The organism is Rhodanobacter denitrificans, from assembly GCF_003335105.1.
GTDB classification, from domain to species: Bacteria; Pseudomonadota; Gammaproteobacteria; order Xanthomonadales; family Rhodanobacteraceae; genus Rhodanobacter; species Rhodanobacter denitrificans_A.
In genome coordinates this window covers 442,827-461,736 of sequence record NZ_QFWQ01000003.1, presented here as the reverse complement: position 1 = coordinate 461,736, position 18,910 = coordinate 442,827, and the positions used below count along the sequence as shown (strand labels likewise).

At 69.7% G+C, this 18,910-nt stretch carries 9 protein-coding genes and 1 tRNA gene; 5 read left to right on the top strand and 5 right to left on the bottom strand.

The genetic code is table 11. The features are described from left to right. Positions 1 to 2 precede the first annotated feature (2 nt). Complete coding sequence (locus tag DEO45_RS04410; protein ID WP_114341073.1) at positions 3 to 470, top strand: type IV pilin protein; 468 nt, start codon at positions 3 to 5, stop codon at positions 468 to 470. Positions 471 to 477: 7 nt separating this feature from the next. Here the strand turns inward: DEO45_RS04410 and recD are convergent, their stop codons facing one another. From recD to recC, 3 genes are all read right to left on the bottom strand, one after another. Then, complete coding sequence (recD, locus tag DEO45_RS04405) at positions 478 to 2,310, bottom strand: exodeoxyribonuclease V subunit alpha (RefSeq protein ID WP_114341072.1); 1,833 nt, start codon at positions 2,308 to 2,310, stop codon at positions 478 to 480. Beyond that, entirely contained in the window at positions 2,307 to 5,900 is a 3,594-nt protein-coding gene (locus DEO45_RS04400) for a UvrD-helicase domain-containing protein (protein ID WP_223250783.1), read from the bottom strand. The genes recD and DEO45_RS04400 overlap by 4 nt, the downstream gene beginning before the upstream one ends. A 96-nt stretch (positions 5,901 to 5,996) precedes the next feature. Beyond that, positions 5,997 to 9,422, bottom strand: coding sequence for an exodeoxyribonuclease V subunit gamma (gene recC / locus DEO45_RS04395; protein ID WP_114341070.1), 3,426 nt, complete (start codon positions 9,420 to 9,422; stop codon positions 5,997 to 5,999). A gap of 161 nt (positions 9,423 to 9,583) precedes the next feature. Between recC and DEO45_RS04390 the strand changes: the two genes are divergently transcribed. From DEO45_RS04390 to DEO45_RS04380, 3 genes are all read left to right on the top strand, one after another. Then, positions 9,584 to 10,003 (top strand): YciI family protein, encoded by a 420-nt coding sequence (locus DEO45_RS04390; protein ID WP_114341069.1) that lies wholly within the window; start codon positions 9,584 to 9,586, stop codon positions 10,001 to 10,003. Between the two features lie 137 nt (positions 10,004 to 10,140). Continuing rightward, positions 10,141 to 11,421, top strand: a complete 1,281-nt coding sequence (locus tag DEO45_RS04385) for an RNA polymerase sigma factor (protein ID WP_114341068.1) — start codon at positions 10,141 to 10,143, stop codon at positions 11,419 to 11,421. 120 nt (positions 11,422 to 11,541) lie between these two features. After that, complete coding sequence (locus DEO45_RS04380) at positions 11,542 to 15,273, top strand: diguanylate cyclase domain-containing protein (RefSeq protein ID WP_114341067.1); 3,732 nt, start codon at positions 11,542 to 11,544, stop codon at positions 15,271 to 15,273. Positions 15,274 to 15,582: 309 nt separating this feature from the next. Here DEO45_RS04380 and DEO45_RS04375 read toward each other — a convergent pair. Then, positions 15,583 to 15,657, bottom strand: a tRNA-Val gene (locus tag DEO45_RS04375). 125 nt (positions 15,658 to 15,782) lie between these two features. Here DEO45_RS04375 and DEO45_RS04370 point away from each other — a divergent pair. Then, positions 15,783 to 16,124, top strand: coding sequence for a lipid-A-disaccharide synthase N-terminal domain-containing protein (locus tag DEO45_RS04370; RefSeq protein WP_114341066.1), 342 nt, complete (start codon positions 15,783 to 15,785; stop codon positions 16,122 to 16,124). 95 nt (positions 16,125 to 16,219) lie between these two features. Here DEO45_RS04370 and metH read toward each other — a convergent pair whose 3' ends face one another. After that, the gene (gene metH, locus DEO45_RS04365; protein WP_114341065.1) at positions 16,220 to 18,910 is read right to left on the bottom strand and encodes a methionine synthase; all 2,691 of its coding nucleotides are present in this window, start codon (positions 18,908 to 18,910) and stop codon (positions 16,220 to 16,222) included.

The window sequence follows — 18,910 nt, the reverse complement described above, 5'->3', positions numbered from 1 at the left end:
CGATGAAACGATCCCCGTCGGTCGAACGTGGCGCGGCGCCGGCCATGCGCATGCGCCGCAGCGCCGGCTTCACCCTGATCGAACTGATGATCGTGGTGGCGGTCATCGCGATCCTGGCGGCCATCGCGCTGCCGGCCTACAGCAACTACATCACCCGGACCAAGCGGGTGGCGGCGGAGGGCTGCCTGTCGGAGTATGCCAACTACATGGAGCGCTACTACACCACCAACCTCAGCTACAGCCGGGACAGCGCCGGCACCGCCAACAGCCTGCCGCAGCTGGACTGCGCCAGCGCTCCGCGCACCGGCGCCAACTACCAGTACGACCTGCCGTCGTCGTCGCTGAGCACGGCGACGTACAGCATCACGGCAACGCCGATCGGCACCCAGCTGAATCGCGACACCCAGTGCGGCATGCTCTCGCTCAACCAGGTCGGGGCGCGCAGCCCCACCGTGGCCGGATGCTGGTGATGCGCTTTCAGGTGGCCAGCAACCGCTCGCGCAGGCCCCCCTGGCGGCGGATCGGACGGGCCAGCGCGGCGCGCAGCGAGTCGTCAGTGGTCCAGATTTCGGCGTGGACCCTGGCACGCGAGATGGCGGTATAGACCAGTTCCCGGGTGAGGATGCGGTTGTCGGCGTCCGGCGGCAGCAGCACCGCCACGTCGCGATATTCGGAGCCCTGGCTGCGGTGGATGGTGATGGCCCAGGCGCTGTCGTGGGCGGGCAGGGCGCGCGGCGAGTAGCTGCGCAGGCCGGCGTTGCCGTCGCGGTCGCTGAGCTCGAACCACACGCGCAGCCCTTCCGCGCCTTCCAGCGCGATGCCGACGTCGCCGTTGAACAGGCCGCGGGCGTAGTCGTTGCGGGTGATGATGACCGGGCGGCCGTGATACCAGGCGTGGCCGGCGTCGATGCCGAAGCGGGTGGCGAGCCGGCGCAGCATCAGCTCGTTGAGCCCCTGTGCGCCGAACGGACCGTCGCGCAGCGCGCACAGGACCTGCAGCCGGCGCAGCTGCGGCAATGCCGCGGCGGCGTCGATGGCGGGTGTCAGCAGCGATTGCAGCAGTTCGGCGTGGCGCTCGACCCAGCCGTCGACGCAGGCGCGCAGGGCATGGACGCTGGGGCAGTGGCGCAGGTGCAGGTCGCCGTCGCTGCGCCTGTCCAGCAATGCATCCAGCCAGACCGGATCGGGAGCATCGCGCAGCGCCTCGACGCCGCGCTGCAGGCCGCTGCCGGCGCGCCAGCTGTGGGTCAGCGTGACTACCTGGCCGGCCAGTGGCGTGTCGTCGTCGAGGATGCCTGGTGCCTGCTGCAGCAGCGGTGCGAGCAGGCCGGCCAAGGGCGGCGGCAGCCGGTTGCGGGGTGTACGGGCGACGATGTCGGCCAGCACCGAGCCGGCGTCGACCGAAGCCAGCTGGCCCGGGTCGCCGAGCAGGATCAGCACCGCCTCGGGGCGCAGCGCCTGCAGCAGCTGGCGCATCATCGCCAGGTCCACCATCGACGCCTCGTCCACCACCACGATGTCCTCGGTCAGCGGGTTGTGCGGGCCGTGGCTGAAGCTGTTGTCGCGCGGCTGGTAGCCGAGCAGGCGATGCAGCGTGCGCGCGTCGGCGTGGGGAATGTGGGGCACGAGGTCGCGGAAACGGTTGCCCGGGAGGCTGGCTTGCAGTTCGGCCTTGCCTCTGGCGATGGCCTGCGCCAGCCGCTGGGCGGCCTTGCCGGTGGGCGCGGCGATGGCGATCGACGGCCGCGCCGGCAGGCCGCAGGCCTGAGCGTGGTGCAGCAGCATCAGCAGCATGCGCACCACGGTGGTGGTCTTGCCGGTGCCGGGACCGCCGGTGAGCACGAAGAAACGCGCGCCGGGCACGGCGGCCACGGCGGCGCGCTGCCCGTCGGTGGGGCCGGGCGGCATGCCGGCGAACAGCGCATCCAGGTCGTCGGCGAGGGTATCGGCGGCGATCGGCAGCGCGCGTTGCGCGCAGCGCCGCAGGATCGCCTCGGCGAGCTTCGTCTCGTGCTGCCAGTTGCGCCACAGGTAGAAGCGGTCCTGCGCATCGAGCACGAACGGGGTGAACGAGGCGCCGCCGCCGACCCAATCGTGCAGGCGCAGCGCATCCAGGGCGGCCGCATCGAAACCGGCACCGGCGTCCGGGTCGGTCAGCGTTGCGCAGGAGTGGCCGTGGCCCTCGGCGCGGCTGGCGGCGCGCACCGCGGCGGCGAGTGGCGCGGAGCCGGTGCGTCCGAGCACCCATTGCGCCAGGGTCTGGTCGATCGCGCGATCGTCGGCGTCGACATGTGGTAGCGGGTGGTTCATGCCACGGCCTCCCGCGCACCGGCGAATGCATCGTCGAGCGCCTCGATCAGCGCCGCCGGCCAGCGCCGGCGCCATACGCCCAGCCCGGGCGCCAGCCCCAGCGCGCGCACGAACAGGTACCAGCTTTCGCCGAGCTGGCGTTCGGCCGTATAGCCGTCCATTCGCTGGCGCAGGTAGCGGTGCAACGCCACGGTATAGAGCAACGCCTGCAGCGGGTAGTGATGCGCGGCCATGGCGGCCTCGAGCGCTTCGCCCTGGTAGTCGCGCTGCCGCGCGCCGAGCCAGTTGGTCTTGTAGTCGAGCACGTGGAAGCGGCCGTCCCGGGCGAAGATCAGGTCGGCGAAGCCGGTCAGCATGCCGTTCAGCATGGTGGCGTCGAGGCTGGCCGGCACCGCGTCGGGGTGGCCATGGGCTGCGCAGATCCGGCGCAATCGCGCCAGCGACACCTGCCGCACCGGAAACTGGAACTCGAATTCGGCGATGCGCCGGTCGGGTGCGAGGTCGATCAAGCGAAGGCCGTCGCCCAGGTCGGCCTGGCGCGCACGGTCGATCATCCGGCCCACGCGCTCGAGCGCTTCCTCGTGGGCGAGATGCGGAGCGGCTACCGCCTGCGCGCCGAGCTGGCGGTGCAGCAACTGGCGCTGCCCGGGCCAGACCGGGCCGGGTCGTGCCAGCTCGAGCACCTGGTGCACGGCGTCGCCGAAACGCGGACCGCGCAGCGGGTGCAGCGCGAGCAGGCGACCGTCTTCGGCGTCGTCCTCCAGCTCGATCGCCGGCTCTTCCACGCCGGCCTCGTCGGCACCGCCGCTGTCGTCGACCGGCGTTGCGGGGACGTGGCGGGTCAGGCCGCTGAAGCTGTGCAGCCACTGGAACGGCCGTATCCGCGGCGCTGGCGCCTGCACGGCGCGCGGCGAAGGGATTTCGGCCGGCGGCTGGTAGCGGGTGAAGTCAGCGGCGAACGGCGCGCACAACTGCATGCCGCCGAGTATCCCGGCCATGGCCTCGAGCGAAGCTTCGCCCGCCGGCAGCGCCAGCGCGTGCCGGGCCTGCCCGAGCAACAGGTCGATCGCGGCCCATTCCCACGCCTGTGCGTCACCTTCGGGTAGCGGGCCGCGATCGACCCAGTACACGTGCACCGCATGCACGGCGCGGGTCAGCGCCACGTAGAGCAGGCGCAGGCGTTCCTCCAGCTCCTCGCGGAAGTGGCGGGCGCGGTGCTCGACGAAATGCACCGAGCCCAGGTCCACGCAGCGCTGGCCGGCGTCGTCGTGGTAACGCAGCAGCTTCGGCGCGCGCGGGCCGTTGCGGTCGCCGATACGCCATACCAGCGGCAGGAACACGATGGGGAACTCCAGCCCCTTGCTGGCGTGGATGGTCAGCAGCTGCACGCGGCGGGCATCACTCTCGATGCGCAGCTGGCGCTCGTCGGCCGCCTCGGCATCGCCGTCGTCGCCTTCCCGGCGCATCTCCTGCAGCCACGCGTACAGGCCCTCCAATCCTTGCCGCAAGCCTTCTTCCGCGGCCAGGAGCTCGCCGAGGTGGCGCAGGTCGGTGAGCACCCGCTCGCCCTCCGGCAGCGCCAGCAGCGCAGTGGCGCGAGCGGCCAGCAGTTCCCCGACCAGAGCCAGCACGGCACGGCTGCGCACCAGCGCGCGCCATGCCTCGAAGCGTTCCAGCTCGCGTTCGAACGCGGCGGGCTCCGCCTGCCAGGCGTGGAATTGTTCCAGCGTGGCGCCGAGCAGATTGGTGGCCAGCGCGCCGCGCACGGCCTGGTCGTTGTCGGGATGCAGCACGGCGAACAGGACCAGCTCCAGTTCGCGCGCGACCTCGCCGGCGAAGATGTTGCCGCGGCCGCTGCCCACGCAGGGCACGCCGCGCGCGACCAGCCGCTCGCGCAGCGCCACGACCTGTTTGTTGGTGGACAGCAGCACGGCGACGTCGCCGGGCGTCACCGGCCGGCCCCCGATTGCCCGGCGCGTGTCGTTGAGCAGTTCGGCGATGCGGTTGGCGCAGTCGTCCAGTGCCAGCGCTTCGAGGTCGCCGAGGGCGTTCAGCGGCTTGCCGTTTTTCTCGGCGTCGCCCCGGAACGGGTGGAACAGCAGCGGCTGCGTCACCGGCTGACCGTCGACGGTGTACGGCTGGCCGTCCGCCTTGCCGGCCGGCTCGACCGGCTGGTAGCGGATCTGCGGCTGGCCGAAGCCGCCTTCGGTGCGGGCGTACCAGGCGTTCAGCGCTTCCACCAGGGCGCGGCTGGAGCGATGATTGATGCCCAGCGAAAAGCGCTGGTCGGCCTGTTCGCTGGCGCGCAGGTAGGCGGCGATGTCGCCGCCGCGGAAACTGTAGATGGCCTGCTTGGGGTCGCCGATCATCACCAGCGTGCCGCGCCCGCGGTAGATCCGTTCGAAGATCGCGAACTGGCGCTGGTCGGTGTCCTGGAACTCGTCGATCAGGGCGACCGGGAAGGCTTCGAACAGGCGGTCGGCCAGCAGGCCGTCGGATGCGTCACCGCACAGTCGCTGGTGCACCGCATCGATCAGCATCGAGAAGGTCAGCACGTGGCGCTGGCGTGCGCGGCGCGGCATCTCCTCGCGGCAAGTCTGTGCCGCGTCGGCGAGCACGGCGCCGCGGGTGAGGATGGTGCGCAACCCGAGCAGGGAGCCAAGCTGCTGTAGGGCTGCGATCAGTGGATGGGAAGCAAGCGCGCCGGGATAGTCAGGAGACTCCTGTTTGGCAACCGCCGAGGGCTCGAAGGTACCCTTGAGGAGTTCCCTGAGCTCGGCCTCGATGTCGGTTTGACCATCGAGCGAAAAGAGGTCGGCAATTTTCCTCAGGGCGCCGGACAGCACCCGAACCCTCGGGGCATAAATCTTCTTGTCGTCGGACAGTAGCCGCAATTCGTCGACGATGTCGGGTGTGCGCAGCGCGGCAATCCGTCGTTCCAGCTCGGCCAGGCCGCCGGCCTCGATGCGCGCGTCGGTGTTGTTCGTCAGCCCGCCGAGGTCGCGCAGCAGGCCTTCCGGGCCGCCCTTCAGCAGCAGCTCGGCTTCGCGCGGGTCGACCTCGCCGGCGAGGTAGCGGCGGCGCCAGAAATCCTCCACGCATTCGCGCACCAGCTGCTGCTCGTCGAACAGCTGGTCGTCGGCGAACGCGGCGCCGCTCTCCAGCGGATAGTCGCGCTGGATGCGCTGGCACAGCGCGTGGATGGTCGACACGGGGGCGCGGTCGAGGTCGGTGCGGGCAAGCTGGATCCGGCGCAGTGCGAGGCGGGTGCTGTCCGCATCGGGGCACAGCGCGGCCAGCCAGCTTTCCAGGGGGTCGGCGCTGGCCGCGTCGCGGGCCGCGGCTTCGAGCAGGCACTCGACCTCGACCAGGCGGCGGCGCAGGCGCTCGCGCAGTTCCTGGGCGGCAGCGTCGGTGAAGGTGGTCACCAGGATCTGCTCCACCCGCAGCCCGCGCTCGAGCAGCAGGCGCAGGTAGATCACGCCGATGTTCCAGGTCTTGCCGGTGCCGGCGCTGGCCTCGATCAGGATGCGTCCGTGCAGCGGCATGGCGCGCCAGTCGAGCGGGGGCAGGGCGTCGGCGACCGTCACGGCGTTTCCACATGGCGGGCCGAAAGGCCGGCGGGCGGTGCCCGCCCTACGAAGCGGTCGAGGTAGGGCGGGCATTGCCCGCCAGCTTTTCGGGTGTCAGTGATCATCGGCGGGGTTCTTCAACAGGCTTGCATGGTCTGGATCGAGCACGTCGCAGACCAGTTCGGTGGCGGCGACGAAGGCACGATGCGCCGGACTCTCTGCGTCGAACAATTCCAGGCCGCGGCTGAGCAGGGCTGCGTAGCCGGGCGTGTAGTCGCGCTCGCCGGGATTGAAACCGTCGCCTTCCCACGCTGCGGCCGCCCTGGCGAGACGGTCACTCGGTTCGCCGGTGGCCCAGGCTTGCGCGGTGCGCGGGAAGAACAGCAGTGGCTGCTGTTCGGCGGCGTGGTACGCCTGAATCAGGCGCTGCAGGCCGCGCTGCAGCTGCGCGGTGTCTTGTGCCTGCACGGGACCAAGCAGGCTGGGGCTGCGCGCCGCCTTGCCGTTGGGGGTCGGTTCCAGATAGTCGCCATGCACGCCGTCGGCGTGGCTCAGCCGCAACGCGGCCCAGTCGATATAGAAGGCCAGGATTTCCCGGAGCCCGGCGGCACGCGCGGGTTGCGCGTCGAACAGCAGCAGGCGTCCGCCGGCGCCGCGGAACACGCGGTCGACCACGCCGGTCAGGCGCAGGCCGTCGCCGAGGTCCAGGTCGATCGCCTGCGCCTCTACTTGCGCGCCGCCGCCGGCGAACAGCGGCTGCGCCTGCGCGAGCAGGGGGCGCAGCGAGTCGCGCAGTTGCGTCCAGGTCTGCTCGCCGATCGCGCCGCCGGCCAGCATGCCGGAGTGGGCGAGCCATGCCGGCGGTTCGGCGGGCAGTTCGTCGCGGCCGGCGGCGAGCGCCTCGAACAGCAGGCGGTGATCGACCCGCTCGATTTTCTCCAGCTGCGTTTCCAGCGGCTCGCGATCCGGCCAGCCGCTGTCGTCCAGTGCCTGCAGGCTGATGCCCTGGCCGCGCAGCAAGGCGTCCCGCGCGGGGTCGCGCCAGAAGCGCTTGAGCGCGCCAAGGGTGATTTCGCCGCCGGCCACGGTTTCCGGCGCAGCCAGCGGCGAGTCGAGGAAGGACGGCGTACCGGCGCTGGCCGGCGCGACGAGGAATGCCGGCTCATACGAGAACAGCCGCGGGTCATGTCGCGGCTGGCCCAGTGCATCGCGCTCGTAGTAGCGCGTGTCGAATGGCTGCAGCGGGTGGCGCACGCGCCAGGGCCGCTCGGCCCGGTCGTCGGTGGCGACGCCGTGCCGTTCGTCGAGGAACTGCAGCAGCTCGGCCAGCGGCGCGGCGGGGTTGCGCGGCTTGCCGTCGCGCACGCCTTCGCCGACGTAGCTGATGTGCAGCACGTCGCGCGCCGACATCAGTGCTTCCAGGAACAGGTAGCGGTCCTCGTTGCGCGTGTCGCGGTCGCCGCGGCGCGGCTGGCCGAGGATCCGGTTGAGGCCGGCGTCGTGGCCGGGGCGCGGGAACTCGCCCTCGTTCATGCCGAGCAGGCAGACCACGCGGAACGGAATCGAGCGCTGCGGCACCAGCCCACAGAAGGTCACCCCGCCGAGCAGGAAGGCCTGGCGCTCCGGCACCGCGTCCAGCTCGCCACGCAGCGCTTCGCGCACCACGCTCCATGGCAGCGGTGCGTCGATGCCGGCATCGGCGGCCTGGCTGGCGAGGCCGGCGGCGAGCCGGCGCAGGGCGTCGAGCGCGTTCTGTTCGGCGGCATCGCGCGGGTCGGTGAGGAACAGCGCGTCAAGCCGCTCCAGCAGCCATTCGCTCCATGCGGCCAGCGGGCGGGCGCCGGCGAAGGCGTGGCGCACCTGGCGCAGCTCGCCGAGCAGGCGATCGAACTGGCCCAGCGCTTCCACCGCGCTGCCGGCGACGCCTTCCAGCGGCAGGATCCCGTCGAGCAACCCGTCGCCGGCGTCCTGGCCCGCGACCAGCCCGGCGTACATGCGGTCGAAGCCGAACTGCCACGAGTTCGCGTCGATCGCGGCCGCGCCGGCCTCGGCCTTCATCGCGGCGTCCAGCCCCCAGGCCACGCGGGCCCGGCGCAGCCAGTGTTCCAGCGCATCGCGGCTGCCGGCGTCGATCGCGAAGCGTCGCGCCACGGCCGGCACGTCGAGGAAGTCCAGCACCTCGCTGACCATGAAACGGCTCTCGGCCAGGTCCAGCAGCTGCGCGAACGCGTTCATCAGCGGGTGCACACGCGCCAGCCCGACATCGGCGAGGTGCCAGGGAATGTGCAGCGGGTCGTTGCGGTATTGCGCCGGCTCGCCGAATACCGCCGCCAGGCAGGGTGCGTAGGCGCCGATATCCGGCGCCATCACCACGATGTCGCGATGCTGCAGGGTGGGATCGTCGGCCAGGCAGCGCAGCAGGGCGTTCTTCAGCACCTCCAGCTCGCGCAGGCGGGTGTGGCAGGCGTGCACGCGCAGGCTGGCGTCGTGGCGCAGCGCGGGCAGGATTTCGCCCAGGCTGGCACCGCCGACCTGCTGTTCGCGGATCGGCGCGCCGACCAGCTCCGGCTCCAGGCAGCGGATGCTCGACTGCAGGCGGGCGAGCAGCGAGGTGGCTCCGTCGAGGGGTTCGGCCTCGTCGAGCGGGTCGCGCTCCTCGGTCGCGTCGCATTCGTCCAGGGTGAGACAGAAATCCTGCGCGATGCGGCCGAGCGCCACCAGCAGCGGATGGCCGACCTCGTAGTACAGCGCCTCCGGGTCGTCCGCATGGGCAAGCAGGAAACGCTGCTTGCGCAGATAGACCCAGTGCTCGCGGCACGGGTCGGGGAAGTACAGATGCACCGGCGTGTGCAACGCGGTGGCCTGCAGCGCCGCCAGCACGTCGGGCGGCAGGTGGCTGACGCCGAACACGTGCAGCGGCGGGTCGTTGGCCAGACCCTCGTCGGCACGCAGCGCCTCCAGCAGGGCGGCACTGCGCTGCGCGCGGTGCGGCTGCGGGATGGCGGTCCGCAAACGGCGCCACAGCGTGGCCTGCCAGTCGCCGCCGTGCCGCGCAGGCTGCTGTTCCCAGTCGAGGATCCAGTCCGGTCGGTAGATCAGGTACTGGGTGTACAGGCCGGCCAGGTGCCCGGCCAGCTGGAAGCCGCGCCGCGCGGCGTCGTCGCCGGCCAGGTAGGTCGCGACTTCCGGTGCCTTCAGCGAGGGCAGGGCCATCAGCAGCCGCCAGCGCAGCAGTTCGTGCCGGTACGCCCCGCCGACCAGCGCCTCGTCGCCGAGCGCGCGGCGCGCCGCGCGCTCGAACCATTGCCACGGCAGGATCATCTCGATGTTGGCGGCGATGCCGTGGCCGCCGTGCGGCCCGCTGCGCTGCGCCAGGTGGCCGAGCAGCCAGCGCCGCAGCCCCGGATGCGCCACCACCACGGTCTGTGCCGCCAGCGGATTGGCCGGTCGCTGCGCCTCCAACTGCAGCGCCAGCGTATCGGCCAGCCGCTCGGTGCGGCTGCCGCGGTGGACGATCAGCCCGCCTGGGTTGTCCCTCATCCGTTCCTGCCCTGGGTGATGCAATGCGCACAGCATACCGAGCCGCGACTCATCGTTTGCGATGGCGGGAGGAATGCTGGGCCATGTGTCGATTTGTCGGGCCGCCATTCGTCATCCGGGCGAGAATCTGGTTTGCACCACGACCCGAAGGAGACACGACGATGCGATGCATGGTGATAGTGAAGGCGACTACCGATTCGGAGGCCGGCGTGATGCCCGGTGAGCAGTTGCTGACCGCGATGGGCCGCTACAACGAGGAACTGGTGAAGGCCGGCATCATGCTGGCGGGCGAGGGTCTGCAGCCCAGTTCGAAGGGCGTGCGGGTGAAGTTCTCGGGTCGCGCACGCACGGTGACCGACGGACCGTTCGCGGAGACCAAGGAGCTGATTGCCGGCTTCTGGCTGTGGCAGGTGAGGTCGATGCAGGAAGCGGTCGAATGGCTCAAGCGCGCGCCGTTCGACGACGATGCCGAGATCGAGATCCGCCAGGTGTTCGAGGCCGAGGATTTCGGCGCCGAGTTCACCCCTGAACTGCGCGAGCAGGAGGAACGGCTGCGCGCGCAGATCGCGGCGAAATCATGAGCCGGGCCATGGGCCGGTTTTCACGCGAATGCGGATAGGAGTCGCGGCCATGCGCGTCATGAGGCTGGCCGCGAAATGGAAGAGGGCGTTACTTCCGGCCTTGCGCCGGCACGGTGGGGGTGGTGTGATCGCTCGCCATGAGCGGCGTGACCGATACCCATCGCACCATCGACGCCGTCTGGCGGATCGAGTCGGCCCGGCTGATCGCCGGCCTTTCCCGCATGCTGCGCGATGTCGGCCTGGCCGAGGAGCTGGCGCAGGATGCGCTGGTGGTGGCGCTGGAGCAGTGGCCGCAGACCGGCGTGCCGGACAATCCCGGCGCGTGGCTGATGACCACCGCGAAGCATCGCGCGATCGACCGGCTGCGTCGCAGCAAGCTGCTCGAACGCAAGCACGAGCAACTGATGCACGAGCTGGAACACGAGCAGGAATGTGCGAGGTCCGCGGAGGAGGCGGCGCTGGACGATCCGTTCGGTGACGACCTGCTGCGGCTGATCTTCACCGCCTGCCATCCGCTGCTTTCCGTGGAGGCGCGCGTGGCGCTGACCCTGCGCCTGCTCGGCGGCCTGACCACGGAGGAAATCGCGCGCGCCTTCCTGGTGCCCGAGCCGACCATCGCGCAGCGCATCGTTCGTGCCAAGCGCAGTCTTGCCAAGGCTGCGGTGGCGTACGAGGTACCCCGCGGCGATGAGCTTGCCGAACGCCTTTCGTCGGTGCTCGGGGTGATCTACCTGATCTTCAACGAGGGTTACTCGGCCACCGGCGGCGACGACTGGATGCGGCCGGCCTTGTGCGAGGACGCCCTGCGCCTGGGCCGCGTGCTGGCCGGCCTGATGCCGCGCGAGCCCGAGGTGCATGGCCTGGTGGCGCTGATGGAGCTCCAGGCCTCGCGTTCGCGGGCGCGCGTGGACGCGCATGGCGAACCGATCCTGCTGCTGGACCAGGACCGGGCGTTGTGGGACCGGTTGCTGATCCGCCGCGGCCTGGCCGCTCTGGAGCAGGCCCGGAAGCTGGGCGGCGCGCTGGGCCCGTATGCGCTGCAGGCGGCGATCGCCGCCTGCCACGCGCGCGCGCTGACCGGCGGTGAAACCGATTGGCCGGGCATCGTCGCACTGTACGCGGCCCTGCTCCGGGTGGCGCCGTCGCCGGTCGTCGAGCTCAACCGCGCGGTGGCCGTGGGCATGGCGGACGGCGCGGCGGCGGGCCTCGAACTGGCCGACGCCCTGGTCGGGGAGCCGAGCCTGAAGCGATATCACCTGCTGCCCGCGGTGCGGGGCGATTTGCTGGCCCGGCTGGGCCGCGTCGGGGAGGCGCGCCGGGAATTCGAGCGTGCGGCTGCGCTGGCGATGAACCGGCGCGAGCGCGAGCTGATGCGCAATCGCGCCCGGACGTGCGGGGAGAGTGCGGCGCCCGGGTGAGCGGCCCCGGCCCGGGGTCATGCGGGTGCCGTCGGCGCAGTGGATTAATGCGTGCTGCCGTGATGAAGTACGCAGACAATCGGTGCATCGTTTGTTCGTTCGGGGGAAATCGGCAGGCGAATGGACAGCCAGGAACAGGCACGCGGTGAACTTCGTGAACGCTTCTACCGGAGCGTGGCGGAGACCCTCGCGCTGTTGCATGCAATGCCGGATCGCGACCGTCGGCTGATCATGGTCACGATCGCCGGGATTCTGGCCTCGACCATGGATCTCCCGCTGGTCTGGATCGGGCGGCGCGAGCCGGGGCGCAGCACTGTCGAGGTCCTGGCGGCGGCCGGACCCGCCGCGGGCTACGCGACCGCGCTGCGCCTAAGCGCGGATGAATCCGACCCCGGCGGCCGAGGACCGGTGGCGATAGTTCTGCGCCAGGAGCAGGCCCGGGTGACTTCGGTCGACGCGCCGGAGTTCGCGCCGTGGCGTGACGCCGCGCAGCGGCACGGTTTCGGCTCCTGCATCGTGGCGGCATCGAGGACGCGTGACGACGGCCAGCTGGTCCTGGCCGCCTATTCCCGCGACGACGGCCCCAGCCTGAGCGCGGAATTGCTCGATTGGGCGCAGCGGCTGGTCGACGAGCTTGGCCGGTTCTGGGATCACCAGCTGCTGCTGGAGCGCAGCGCGCGGATGGGCCGCTACCGCGATGCGCAGCGCACGATCCAGCGCGCCTTGCTCGAGCAGCCCGACCCGGAGTCGGTCTATCGCACGCTGGCGCAGGCGCTGGCCGACATCGCCGGTGCTGCCGCGGTCGACGTGTTTGCCGCCGACGGCGCCGACCCCATGCTGCGGCGGGTAGCCCTGGTCGGTCCGATCGCCGACATCCTGCGCAGCCTGCCCTTGCCGCCGCGGCACGACAACAGTCCCACCGTGCTTACACCGACACAGGCCTTCATGCAGGGCGCTCCGGTCGTCCGGCGCCACCCGCGCCGCGCGCCGCGGTCCGCCATGCCATTCCGCAAGGAATTGCTCGAGCACGCCGGCGCGGTGGGATGCTGGCCGCTGTTTGCGTCCCCGGACGAGGCGATCGGCGCGGCGCGGGCGCCGACCGGGGTGTTCGTGGTGGTAACCGCCGAGTCGGATGCCTTCGACGGCGAGATGTGCCGCTTGCTGGATGAGATCGCCGACGCGACCGGGCTGGCCCTGCGCCAGCACGCACAGCGGCGCGCGCTGCTGCAGGAGCAGGAGCGGCAGACCTACCTGGCCCTGCACGACGATCTCACCGGCCTGCCCAACCGCCGCGCACTGGATCGGCACCTCGAGATCGTGCTGGATCGTGCCAGACGCCATGGGCGCATGGTCGCGGTGGGGTTGCTCGACCTGGACGACCTGAAGCCGATCAACGACCGTCACGGCCATGCCGTGGGCGACCGTCTGCTGGCCGAGATGGCGGAACGGTTCCGGCAGATGCTTCGCGGCGGAGACTATGTGGCCCGGCTGGGCGGCGACGAGTTCGTGCTGGTCTTCGAGGACCTCGAACGCGAGGAGGATCTCGACGGCCTGCTGGAGCGGGTCAGCGAGGTTCTGCGGCGTCCGCTGACGATCGACGGCCAGGCCATCTCGGTGGGTGCCAGCCTGGGCGTCGCGATGTACTCCGGCGAGGTCCAGACCACCGGCGAGCAACTGCTGCGCCGCGCCGATCAGGCGATGTACCAGGTGAAGTCGCGCAAACGACACCGCTCGCGCTGGTGGTCGCTGGTTTCGCCCGATGGCGTGACGGACCAGGCCGACGAACTGGAGGCCGCCGCCTCGCCTTATGGTGAGCATGCCGCCATGTTGCTGGGCGCCTGCAGCAAGGCATGGGAGCCGCGGTTGCCAGGCATCGTGGAAATTTTCCACGCCGGGTTGCGTTCGCACGAGGGCATTGCCAGGCTGCTCGACCTGCTCCCGGCCGCGGAGGTGCAGGTGTTCGAGCAGCATCTGCTGCGGCATCTGCAGGCCCTGCTGCGGGCCGACCTCGATATGGCCGGACACCGCGCCCGGGCGACCCGAGCCGGCCTGTTCCATGCGGCCTGCGGACTCGAGGAAGTCTGGCTGCTGGAGGCGATCGAGCAGTTGCGCGACATCCTGGCGACTGCGTTGGCCGGCGTCGGCCAGACCGAACGCCGCGCGCTGGCGGTCCTGCTGCAGCGGCTGGGCATGGGGCGGCAGTGGCAGCTGGAAAGCATGCGCGCGCTGCAGCGCAGCCGGGTGGCCCTGCTGGCCAGGATCAATGCGCTGGCGTGGTCGGCTGAAGGCTACCTGGAACTGATCCAGGGCGTGGCCGACATCTTGGTGTCGCACCAGGAAGTCATCGCCTGTTCGGCGGGGCGTCCGGACGCATCGGGCCAGCTGACCTACGAGGCGGTGGCGGGAACGGCCTTTGCCGAATACCTGCACGCGCTGGTCTGCGGCAAGGCGCCGCCGATCCTGGTCGATGCAGGGCAGCCTGAGGGGCAGGGCCCCAGCGGGCGCGCCTGGCGCACGGCGACGATCCAGCGTTGCGCCCATTACGCCAGCGACCCGTCGATGGGAGGCTGGCGCGACATCGCATTGAGCCTCGGGGTGGTCTCCAACGTGGCCATTCCGCTGTGCCCGTCGCCGCTCAAGCCGGCGGTGGTGTTGACCTTGTACAGCCCCTACGTCGGCGGCTTCCACAGCGAAGACCAGCGGGCCTTCCTCGAGCAGATCAAGACCGTGCTGGACCTCGCCCTGGCGCGCCTGGCGCCCCCGCGCCAAGGCACCGAACTGCTGCCGTTCTTCGTGCGTGAGCGCTGGCGCGCGATGGTTGCGACCGACGCGCTGGAGATGCACTACCAGCCATTGGTCAGGCTTGCCGACGGCCGGATCACCGAGATCGAGGCGCTGGCACGGCTGCGCGACGAGGGCGGCGAACTGCTGGCGCCGGCCAGGTTTCTTCCGGCGCTGGGCGCGGACGACCTGCTCGTGCTGTTCCGCCAGGGGCTCGGGCAGGCTGCCGCCTGCCGCGAATCGCTGCTGCGGGCGGGCCTCGCGCTGGACGTCTCGGTGAATGCGCCCGCGGCCGCACTGGAGGATTCGCGCTATGCCGAGGTGGCGGCGGCGGTCATCGCCCACAGTGGCTTTGCGCCGCAGGCGCTGCTGTTCGAGATCCTCGAGTCGCCGATCGGCACCGAGCATGCGGCCGTGCTGCAAGGTTCGGGCATGCAGTCGCTCAAGGCCCTGGGCGTACGCCTGGTCGAGGACGACCTCGGCGCGGGCTACAGCTCGCTCATACGTCTGCGTCAATGGCCGTTCGACCGGATCAAGATCGACCAGGCCATCGTCACCCAGGTTCGGCAGGATCCGCTGGGCACCTTGCGCTTCATCCGGCAACTGATCCGGATCGGCCACGACCTGCGGCTCGAAGTGGTCGTCGAGGGGCTGGAGTCGCCCGACCTGATCGAGGCCGCGACGATCCTGGGCGCGGATTTCGGCCAGGGCTATGCGCTGGCGCGACCGATGCCTGTCGACGCGTTGCCCGCGTGGCTGGCGCAGTACCGCTGCGTGCAGGGCTCCGCATGGCCACGAACCGGGCTGGGCGCGCTCGCCGGCGAGCTGCGCTGGGAGGAACAGTTCATCGCCCTGCCGGCCGAGCCGGCGTTCTGGGCGCGGCATGCGCAGGTCAGCTGCGATCCGGGCGAATACCTGCATGGCCCGGCACTTGATGCGCTGCTGAATGCCAGCCATCAGACGATGCATGTCGCGGCCATGGCCGGCCCGTTCGATCCCGACTACCGGCGCGAACGCGAAGCCTTCCTCTCGCTGCTGGTCGAGCACGTGCTCGGCAACCTGCATTCCTGAGGATGCGACTGTCCGACCAAGACGAACAAGGGCCCGGGCCCTTGTTCGTCGGATTCGGTGGTGGGCGAGCAAGGATCGAACTTGCGACACCTGCCGTGTGAAGTGCCCGTTGCTACACGCACGCTGTGCTTTGGTAGGTGCCGGAACGAAGAAACCGGCCGCAGGGGCCGGTTTCCGGATCGGTGGTGGGCGATGCAAGGATCGAACTTGCGACACCTGCCGTGTGAAGCGCCCGTTGCTACACGCACGCTGTGCTTTGGTAGGTGCCGGAACGAAGAAACCGGCCGCAGGGGCCGGTTTCCGGATCGGTGGTGGGCGATGCAAGGATCGAACTTGCGACACCTGCCGTGTGAAGGCAGTGCTCTACCGCTGAGCTAATCGCCCGCCGAGAACGCGCAATTTTAGGGGGAGTCGCGGGACGGGTCAATGCCTCGGATGGATCGGGATGCGCGGAGACAGGGGCGGGGATTGCTAGACTTGCCTCCCCCTCAAGTCAAAAGCGCGCCACCATGGAATTCCTCAGCGTTCATCTGGCCGGCATTCTCCGCGCCCTGCAGCAGTTCGAGCTGACCCCTTGGAAGGTCGTCGGCCTGCTCGGCTCGGTGATGTTCACCAGCCGCTGGTTCGTGCAGCTGTACTACACGCGCAAGCTGAAGCGGGTGGTGATGCCGCTGTCGTTCTGGTGGCTGTCGGTGTGCGGCAGCGCGCTGCTGCTGGCGTATTTCGTGATCGGCAAGAACGACTCGGTGGGCATCATCTCGAACTTCTTCCCCGCGTTCGTCTCGGTCTACAACCTGGTGGTGCACCTGCGCCACCGCAAGAACAGCCTCACCGGCGACGCCACCGTGTGATGACGTCTTTGTAGGGCGGACATTGTCCGCCGCCACTGCTTGTCGCATGGCGCAAAAGCCGGCGGGCGGTGCCCGCCCTACCACGCGGCGTGCGGCTATTCCGGCTCGTAGTCGAGGTTGGAGGCGAGCCAGCGCTCCGCTTCGGCGAGCGTCCAGCCCTTGCGTTTGGCGTAATCCTCGACCTGGTCCCTGCCGAGCCGGCCGACCACGAAGTACTGGCTGCCGGGGTGCGAGTAGTACCAGCCGGAGACGGCCGCAGCTGGGTACATCGAGAAGCCTTCGGTGAGCTCGATGCCGGCGTTGTTCGTGGCGTCCAGCAGCTTGAACAAGGTGGCCTTCTCGGTGTGGTCGGGGCAGGCCGGATAGCCGGGCGCGGGGCGGATGCCGCGATACTTCTCGGCGATCAGCGCCTCGTTGTCGAGCGCCTCGTTCGGCACGAAGCCCCAGAACTCCTGGCGCACGCGCTCGTGCATGTGTTCGGCGAACGCTTCGGCGAGGCGGTCGGCCAGCGCCTTGAGGATGATCGAGGAGTAGTCGTCGTAGTCGGCCAGGAAGCGGTTGAGATGTGTCTCGATGCCGAGACCTGCGGTGACCGCGAAGCCGCCGATCCAGTCGGGCTTGCCGAATTCCTTCGGCGCGATGAAGTCGGCGAGGCAGAGGTCTGGCCGTTCGGGCGGCTTGTCGGCCTGCTGGCGCAGGCTGTGCAAGGTGGCGAGGCGCTCGCTGCGGCTTGCGTCGGTGTACACCTCGACATCGTCCATCACGTTGGCGGCCGGCCACAGGCCGATCACGGCGCGGGCGGTCAGCCATTTCTCGGCGATGATCCGGTCCAGCATCGCCTGGGCATCGCGGAACAGCTCGCTGGCCTGTGCTCCGACCACTTCGTCGGTGAGGATGGCAGGGTAATGGCCGGCCAGTTCCCATGCCTGGAAGAACGGCGTCCAGTCGATGTAGCGGCGGATGGTGGCGAGGTCGTAGTCGTCGAACACGGTGATGCCGGGCTGCTTCGGCTGCGGCGGCTCGTACGCGGCCCAGTCGCAACTGAAACGCTGCGCACGGGCCTTGTCCAGCGGCACCAGCTGCTTGCCGGGGCCGCGGTTGCGGTGGCGTTCGCGCACGTCGGCGTAATCGGCCCGCACCTTGGCCAGGAAATCGTCGACCAGCTCCTTGCTGACCAGTGACTGCGCCACGCCGACCGCACGCGAGGCATCCTTCACCCATACCGTGCCGGCCTTGTAGTGCGGCTCGATCTTCAGCGCGGTGTGCGCGCGCGAGGTGGTGGCGCCGCCGATCAGCAGCGGGATGTGGAAATCCTGCCGCTGCATTTCCTTCGCGACCTGGCCCATTTCCTCCAGCGACGGCGTGATCAGGCCGGACAGTCCGATCATGTCGGCCTTCTCGGCGATCGCGGTTTCCAGGATCTTCTGCGCCGGCACCATCACGCCGAGGTCGATCACCTCGAAGTTGTTGCAGCGGAGCACCACGCCGACGATGTTCTTGCCGATGTCGTGCACGTCGCCCTTGACCGTTGCCATCACGATCTTGCCGTTGTTCTTGCCGGTATCGCCGGTGCGCAGCTTTTCCGCCTCGATGTACGGCAGCAGGTAGGCCACCGCCTTCTTCATCACGCGGGCGGATTTCACCACCTGCGGCAGGAACATCTTGCCGGCGCCAAACAGGTCGCCGACCACGTTCATGCCGTCCATCAGCGGGCCTTCGATCACGTCGAGCGGGCGCGTCGACAGCTGGCGCGCCTCTTCGGTGTCCTCGACCACATACTGGTCGATGCCGTGCACCAGCGCGTGGCTGAGCCGCTCGCGCACGTCCTTCTCGCGCCAGGCCAGCGTCTCGACCACCGCTTCGCCACGCTTGCCCTTGTAGTTGTCGGCGATCTCCAGCAAGCGCTCGGTGGCGTCCTCGCGGCGGTTCAGCACCACGTCCTCGACGCGCTCGCGCAGCGGCGGGTCGATATCGTCCATGATCGTCAGCGCACCGGCGTTGACGATGCCCATGTCCATGCCGGCGTGGATCGCGTGGTACAGGAACACCGAGTGGATCGCCTCGCGCACGACGTTGTTGCCGCGGAACGAGAACGACACGTTGGAGACGCCGCCGGAGATGTGGCAGTTGGGAAAGCGTTTTTTCAGCTCGCGGGTGGCTTCGATGAAATCCACCGCGTAGTTGTTGTGTTCCTCGATGCCGGTGGCGATGGCGAAGATGTTGGGATCGAAGATGATGTCTTCGGGCGGGAAGTCGAGCTCCTTGGTGAGCAACTCATGCGCGCGCGAGCAGATCTCCACCTTGCGTTCGCAGGTATCCGCCTGGCCTTGCTCGTCGAACGCCATGACCACGGCGGCGGCGCCGTATTGCCGCACCTTGCGCGCCTGTTCGAGGAACGCGGCTTCGCCTTCCTTCATCGAGATCGAGTTGACGATGCCCTTGCCCTGCAGGCAGCGCAGGCCGGCCTCGATCACCGTCCACTTCGACGAGTCGATCATGAACGGCACGCGGGCGATATCGGGTTCGGACGAGATCAGGTTGATGAAGCGGGTCATTGCCGCCTCGGAATCGATCAAGCCCTCGTCCATGTTGATGTCGATCACCTGGGCGCCATTGGCGACCTGCTGGCGGGCGACTTCAACGGCTTCGTCGTAGCGGTCTTCCTTGATCAGTTTCTTGAACTGCGCCGAGCCGGTGACGTTGGTGCGTTCACCGACGTTGATGAACAGCAGATCGGGCGTGATGACCAGCGGTTCGAGGCCGGACAGGCGGGTGCGGTGCGCCAT

Excerpts from the sequence above, each read along its gene's own strand:
- DEO45_RS04410 (WP_114341073.1), top strand. The coding sequence starts at position 3 with ATGAAACGATCCCCGTCGGTCGAACGTGGCGCGGCGCCGGCCATGCGC.
- recD (WP_114341072.1), bottom strand. The coding sequence starts at position 2,310 with ATGAACCACCCGCTACCACATGTCGACGCCGACGATCGCGCGATCGAC.
- recC (WP_114341070.1), bottom strand. The coding sequence starts at position 9,422 with ATGAGGGACAACCCAGGCGGGCTGATCGTCCACCGCGGCAGCCGCACC.
- DEO45_RS04390 (WP_114341069.1), top strand. The coding sequence starts at position 9,584 with ATGCGATGCATGGTGATAGTGAAGGCGACTACCGATTCGGAGGCCGGC.
- DEO45_RS04385 (WP_114341068.1), top strand. The coding sequence starts at position 10,141 with ATGAGCGGCGTGACCGATACCCATCGCACCATCGACGCCGTCTGGCGG.
- DEO45_RS04380 (WP_114341067.1), top strand. The coding sequence starts at position 11,542 with ATGGACAGCCAGGAACAGGCACGCGGTGAACTTCGTGAACGCTTCTAC.
- DEO45_RS04370 (WP_114341066.1), top strand. The coding sequence starts at position 15,783 with ATGGAATTCCTCAGCGTTCATCTGGCCGGCATTCTCCGCGCCCTGCAG.
- metH (WP_114341065.1), bottom strand. The coding sequence starts at position 18,910 with ATGGCGCACCGCACCCGCCTGTCCGGCCTCGAACCGCTGGTCATCACG.